This is a genomic window from Paenibacillus sp. 01T422, assembly GCF_056398785.1.
Genome location: NZ_JBFTQB010000471.1, coordinates 1 through 4,871 on the forward strand (window position 1 = coordinate 1; position 4,871 = coordinate 4,871).

The following is a 4,871-nucleotide window of genomic DNA, read 5'->3' on the forward strand; positions in this document are numbered from 1 at the left end:
AGATAACCATTTGTCTACCTTAACTTTCGTCTTATCATCTAAACCGTTAAGATCTTTGAAATCTGCAGATGTTAACGCAGCGGCCGTACGAGGCCCTATATTTAATAGTATAATTGCGAGTAAAATACACATGCAGATTAACTGTGATCTTTTCCACATTTGATTACACATCCTCCCAGAACCATTTACCTTATATTACCATAACACTTGATTTCAGGATAACTTTCAATTCCTTACCCACGAAAAAACTCTGCACAATCCCGTTCACTCCTAAAAACTTCTACCAAAATTTATTGACACCTGGTATCTGAACTGATATATTGCTATAAAACATACTATTCCTATATGAATTAAAAAACGGAGGTCTTTTTCATGTCTATGAAACCATTGAAATCCCACAAGCCCTTGCAAATAGCACTCTTAACAGCTGTCCTCCTAGCCTCAGTAAGCCCGTTAAACCATGCCGCTGCAAGTGATTCAGCAGTCTCATACAAACAGTTTCTGAATGATAAGTATGCCATCACCTTGTCAGACTCCTTATCCAAAGGTGATTTCGTTATCGCAGTGAACAACATTTTGAAAGCGGAAGCGAAAGATCAGACCAATGTCTTTACAGATTTGCAAAAGGACAGCCCTTATTTCAAAGCAGCGCTTGCTTTGCACGAAAAAGGCATTCTATCCGAAGGGAAGTTGCAGGGGGATCAGCCGCTCACCCAGTTACAGGCCGCTTTCATAGCGTTAAAAGCCTCCGGTTTGCAAGAACTCGCCTATACTTATCCCAATGATAAGATCAAAGCCGCTCTAACTAAAGTACATATTGACTACGATCAAAACAATCAACTGACACTACAAGCCGCCCAGGAACTAGCTGCTGCTGTCGATACGGGGCTCGTTTCTTCCGATTTCCAAGCGGATGCTGCTGCTAGCCCAAGCTTTGCAAACGACCTGCTTGGTAAAATTCTTACTTTTAATGGCCAGTACAAGCATTATATTGGAACAACTTCCGATGACRATATTTTCCGTAAAATTAATGATGCCTGGCATACGGAGGATATCATTTCATCCACAGATTTGCGCGCTGTCTTCGATGAAGCTTTGAAAAAGAATCTCATTACCGGGTACAACTTGAAGGATTCTCGTTTCGATGCCAACTTTGATCCCAAGCAGTCTCTCACATACGGACACTCTGACATTAAGCATGCAATTCAGCTAATCGGGTTGCTGCGCAGCGAAAACATACAGGCGAAAGTACAATTGGAGCCCAAAACGTCAGCTTTCATCTATTTAAAAGAGTGGGGCGAGCCGATACAAACCGAGGATTATCAAGTCGTCCAGATTGAGAACGGAAATTTCATAGCCTACGCCAAGGAATACGACATTGAGTTCGAATTTGATAACGCTGAGCAAAAGAACAAATTCCAACAGATCGTTCTCCAATATGCTAAAAAGAACAGTGAAGACCAGAAAGGACTTATCTATTCTTCCTGGTGGCAGCCGCTCTACTATTCCTTATCTGAATTGAAAGACTACAAGGTGATTTCTAACAATAAAGTCAGCAAGGGCCATTATTACGCACAGTCCTTCTCCCTCAGCGATAAGTCTGACGAAGTTGTTGCGGGTCTAAAGAAAATCAATCCTAGCTTGAATGTCGACTCCTATAAATTCTGGGTGGACGAACCGTTCTACAATTATCTGCTAGGCGACTTTAAATAGAAAAAAACCAGTTGATCGGGATCCCGACCAACTGGTTTTTTTTATTGTATTGCTGCATTATCTGCGGCGAAGCTTTTTAAAGCTATTTAATTGCCGAATCCCATGCTAATTTGAATTCCGACACGCTAACATACCTATTTTCTCTGCTTGGTTGAACAGCCTTCATAGCTATCTCATAGAGCTCTTGTCCTGCCTCCCAAAGTTCAAATGAACGATCGCGCTCTCCTCCAAGCAAAGCAAACGCTATTGCTCCCATGTTAAATACATTTGTACAACCATCAATCTCAGCACCGAGTGTAAATTCTTCAGGGGACATAAATCGAGAGGAGCCCCATAATCTCCCCATCGTATTGACATAAGGTCTTTTTTGATAAAGATCGATATCGCATATTTTCGTCTCATTTTTGGAGAAATTGTAGAGCAAACTTCCGTCATAAAAATCAATGGCCACATAGTTATTTTTCTCGACAAATTCATGGAAACTAAAGATTTGTTCCAAAGAGGCCAACCTTTGTGCCACTGATAAATGTTTAAATCTGTAGAAGGGTGAATTTGGATCGTTATATTTCGCTGGAGGTGGAAAAGACCAATGCGGGTGAAGAGATTCTCCTTCAAACCACTCAAACACAGCCGCGTATCCTAAGCCGACTTCAAAATGATCAACGAGTTTAATGAGGGAGGGATGGCTTAATTCTATATAAAGTGGCATGGCAGTCTTCAAATTATTTATTGCTTCTTGCGGGTCACCGGAAAATGTGATGCACGTAGCACCGGCAAATTTGATGAACAGTTTTTCGCCATTTTTCTCTACGCCAAAGCTTATATTGCCGGAATCCTGCTCAGCAAACACCTCAAATACACGACCTAAACTCGTGAGCCAGCTGAAGTCGTGTTCCTCTTTTAGTTTGAACATGACATCGTCAATTTGGATATCGATCATTTCATTCCTCCTTGAAAAGCATTGTGCTTTTATAATTAATTAACTTCATAAACTGTTCTAGCGGTAAGATCATCTGAATGAATCTGATGAATCTCTTCAGAATTAGAGGCTATCATTACTTCAACTTTAATTGTATATTTCCCTGGTGGTACTATATTGCCTTTATTATCTTTTAAGTTCCATTGCTCATTAAAAACAAGCTTACTATCCTTCTTCATAGTCGTTACAATGAGTGCCTGGGTAAATGCCTTATTAATAGACCATCTGTAAATCTCTTCATTCTGCGCATTGTAAATAAAAATATCATACTTTTGTCCCGACCCATATGAAATATGTTGTTCTTTACCCGAAACATTCTGAAGAGAAAAATCAAAATTTATTTTCCCCTCCTTATTTAATACCTCTAGTGATGTTTTGAAAAACCCTGCAACTGATTTGGATTGTTCTTCTTTCTTTTTTTTCAAGTCAATTTCAACTTCCGGGACGAGTTTTACTGCTAATTCAACTGGCACTTGTTCCAAGCTTTCATGAGGTTTACTTACATTACTTGCGCTAGTAGAACAACCTAAAATTAATATACTCAAAATGATTCTCCATAAAATTTCTGCAACTCCCATTATCTTTCACCCCCATAGGCTTAGACGAAAGAAAATAGAAAAATGTTCCAGTCCCTTTATATTTTGATCAGTACTTACTGTAAAACTAATATTAAGAACGGTACCAACGATTGTAAAAATCAAACTGTTTGCAAGCGATCTCATAATCGGCGTTTCCTTAAACAAGGCTTCATAACCGCTGAACTCCAAATTCACTGGCCAGAAGCCGGCCGTCCAATAGTGCGGCGACATGAGCTGAAATCTTCCATCATGCGAGCCGTGCGGGAATGCGGCTCCGATCCGCTACCTTGTGCTTATCACCTTGCTGATCCCCGCAATCCATGCTTCTTGTATCCATTGCTCTGTTGTCTTCATACTTTCACTCCCATCCGTTGTGCTCCTAGCATAAACAGAACAAGGCATGCGGCTCAATATACATACTTTTGCTGGATTAACAGGTGAATGAAATTAGACGGGTTCGTGCTCTTGGGCGAATAATGCAACTGTTATTAATTTGTTTTCGACATCATTTGTGGCTATCGCCCGGGGTTTGATGGTGTTGAGTGTTTGGGGGTTTGGGGGTTTGGGGGTTTGGGGGTTTGGGGTAGGTGGAATAGGTGGGGTAAGTGGGCTAGGTGGGTTGGCCGAGCTTTGAGATGTGTTCGTTGGACGAAATCCAACGAACATAGTGATTTGAAGGCGCGATTAGCGATTCTATTGGATGAAATCCAATGAGATCAGCTAATCAGGGTGCTACAGCGCCGAATATTGCAGTTACATTGGATTTCGTCCAATGTAAGGAGCAATTTAGGCGCGTTATTGGCGTTTTCGTTGGATTTCGTCCAACGAAAACGCCCATTAAGCCGCACCCAGCGCCTTAACTCGCTGCTTCTCCCCCCTAACATGTACGAGTCGCTCCACAGAACCGATATCCCTTCTACTTCCATTGAAAAAGAAAAACCGCCAGGATAACTTACTCCTGACGGTCTATTGCTTATGCATCCACTTTCACTTGAAAACTGTGGGAGAATGGTGGTAACCCTTGATCCTATCTGTTGAAGGAACTGGAGTCCGCTATTCGAAGGAAAATGAGCTTTTTCCTCTCTCAGGCGGAACTACAGGACTCTATTTAGCCTACATGGCCGTTTTCAAGCCAGAAATTGGCTGCATAGCGGAACGTAGTTCCCCTACACCTCTCAATTACGGATTTTCAGTGAAATAGCGGACTGTAGTTCCTCCCTCAAGACATCCTCCAGAATCACACGAAGCAGCACCTATTCCTCAAATATATGTGTCAACAACGCTCCAAGCTCTTGCACCGCTTGCTCCTCTTGCTCTCCATCCACTTCCAATGTCACTTCATCATTCTGCTGAATGCCAAGTGTCAGCATGCTAAGCGAGCTTTTGCCGTTAACCTTCTTCTCCCCTTTTATGACGCTTACTTTGCAGGGAAACGTGCCCACCTTTTGAACGAATACTTTGGTCGGACGAGCATGAAAGCCAGATGGATTCAAGACCGTAAAAGTTTGAGATATCATGTTAGATCACTCCTTGTCTTCTGTTCTACAAACTGTTTGATTTGGGCTTGGCTGCTCATCGCTAGGATCTGCCCTGTATAACCG

Annotated in this window: 6 protein-coding genes; 2 read left to right on the plus strand and 4 right to left on the minus strand. The window is 41.8% G+C overall.

The annotated features are described in order from the left end of the window. The first annotated feature begins 372 nt into the window (after window positions 1-372). On the plus strand, window positions 373-1,713 hold the full coding sequence (locus tag AC1DUA_RS23395) for a hypothetical protein (protein WP_477502053.1): 1,341 nt from the start codon (window positions 373-375) through the stop codon (window positions 1,711-1,713). An 82-nt stretch (window positions 1,714-1,795) separates the two neighbouring features. Here AC1DUA_RS23395 and AC1DUA_RS23400 read toward each other — a convergent pair whose 3' ends face one another. The 3 genes from AC1DUA_RS23400 to AC1DUA_RS23410 are packed head-to-tail and all read right to left on the minus strand — an operon-like array spanning window position 1,796 to window position 3,501. Beyond that, window positions 1,796-2,653: a serine/threonine-protein kinase gene (locus AC1DUA_RS23400; protein ID WP_477502054.1), complete on the minus strand. Its 858-nt coding sequence runs from the start codon at window positions 2,651-2,653 to the stop codon at window positions 1,796-1,798. Window positions 2,654-2,688: 35 nt separating this feature from the next. Then, complete coding sequence (locus AC1DUA_RS23405) at window positions 2,689-3,270, minus strand: BsuPI-related putative proteinase inhibitor (protein WP_477502055.1); 582 nt, start codon at window positions 3,268-3,270, stop codon at window positions 2,689-2,691. A gap of 6 nt (window positions 3,271-3,276) precedes the next feature. Further along, on the minus strand, window positions 3,277-3,501 hold the full coding sequence (locus AC1DUA_RS23410) for a hypothetical protein (RefSeq protein ID WP_477502056.1): 225 nt from the start codon (window positions 3,499-3,501) through the stop codon (window positions 3,277-3,279). A gap of 479 nt (window positions 3,502-3,980) precedes the next feature. Between AC1DUA_RS23410 and AC1DUA_RS23415 the strand changes: the two genes are divergently transcribed. Beyond that, window positions 3,981-4,130 carry a hypothetical protein gene (locus AC1DUA_RS23415; protein ID WP_477502057.1) on the plus strand — a complete coding sequence of 50 codons (150 nt, stop codon included), beginning with the start codon at window positions 3,981-3,983 and terminating at the stop codon, window positions 4,128-4,130. A gap of 393 nt (window positions 4,131-4,523) precedes the next feature. Here the strand turns inward: AC1DUA_RS23415 and AC1DUA_RS23420 are convergent, their stop codons facing one another. Then, window positions 4,524-4,787: an HPr family phosphocarrier protein gene (locus tag AC1DUA_RS23420; RefSeq protein WP_477502058.1), complete on the minus strand. Its 264-nt coding sequence runs from the start codon at window positions 4,785-4,787 to the stop codon at window positions 4,524-4,526. Window positions 4,788-4,871 lie beyond the last annotated feature (84 nt).

What these genes read in the sequence shown, in the direction of transcription:
- AC1DUA_RS23405 (WP_477502055.1), bottom strand. Translation starts at nt 3,270, where the DNA reads ATGGGAGTTGCAGAAATTTTATGGAGAATCATTTTGAGTATATTAATT.
- AC1DUA_RS23410 (WP_477502056.1), bottom strand. Translation starts at nt 3,501, where the DNA reads ATGTCGCCGCACTATTGGACGGCCGGCTTCTGGCCAGTGAATTTGGAG.
- AC1DUA_RS23400 (WP_477502054.1), bottom strand. Translation starts at nt 2,653, where the DNA reads ATGATCGATATCCAAATTGACGATGTCATGTTCAAACTAAAAGAGGAA.
- AC1DUA_RS23420 (WP_477502058.1), bottom strand. Translation starts at nt 4,787, where the DNA reads ATGATATCTCAAACTTTTACGGTCTTGAATCCATCTGGCTTTCATGCT.
- AC1DUA_RS23415 (WP_477502057.1), top strand. Translation starts at nt 3,981, where the DNA reads ATGAGATCAGCTAATCAGGGTGCTACAGCGCCGAATATTGCAGTTACA.